Here is an 870-nt window from a genome sequence, read left to right as displayed (position 1 = left end):
GCTCCCGCCAGCCGGCGGGAGCACCCCGAAGACCGCCGCAAGACCACCCGGATCACGACAGGCGACGCCGTGGCCGACAGGAATCTCGCGCACCCGCCGGCCCAAGGCGCGGCGCAGCCGCTCGGACACGGCCGCGAACGGGCCGCCCGGCCACCCCCCACCGCCGACGAACATGCAGCCCACCGCACGTCCCGGGCCGCTCCGCAGCCCGAACCCCCGGAGAAAACCCGCCAGCAGGTGCAGCCGCACGCGGACCGGCCCCACAGAGGACCGCGACCCAGCAGGTGCGGCCGCACGCGGGCCGGCCCCACAGAGGACCGCAACCCAGCCGCCGCCGCGGGCACCGGCCACGAACAGGCGCCCGAACCGGCCACCGGCCACCGGCCACCGGCCACCGGCCACCGGCCACCGGAACACTGATCACCGGCCACCGGCCACCGGTCACCGGTCACCGGTCACCGGTCACCGGTCACCGGTCGCTGGTCGCTGGTCGCTGGTCGCTGGTCGCTGGTCAAAGACCAGCACGCATCACCGTCCTTTAGGACGCAGGCATCCACGAAGACGACCTGACCGAGGCGGTCACCGAGCCGGTCCGCGACACCGGCGATCACCATCCCGCCGCAACTGTGCCCACACAGCGCGAAGGGACCCTTCACCGCCACAGCCGACGACCCCGGCCACCTGGTCGACACAGGTGCCGAGATCCGGCGGCCGGACCACGCCGACCGGACCGCCCGGCTCCAGCCCCGCCACGGTCACCGCCTCGACCCGGTGACCCTCGCGGCGCAGCCCGGCCCCCACCGCGCCGAACACCCACCCACCCTGCCAACCACCCGGCACCAACACGAACCTCACCACACCACCACAAGC

At 74.6% G+C, this 870-nt stretch carries 1 pseudogene; it reads right to left on the bottom strand.

Features of this window, described 5'->3' with window-relative positions:
- A pseudogene (locus tag SSP29_RS59465) lies at positions 1 to 249 on the bottom strand (alpha/beta fold hydrolase); the annotation flags it as partial.
- Positions 250 to 870 lie beyond the last annotated feature (621 nt).

The organism is Streptomyces hyaluromycini, from assembly GCF_002217755.1.
GTDB lineage: Bacteria > Actinomycetota > Actinomycetes > Streptomycetales > Streptomycetaceae > Streptomyces > Streptomyces hyaluromycini.
The sequence above is the reverse complement of the archived record's forward strand: the minus strand, read 5'-3'. Positions and strand labels throughout refer to the sequence as shown.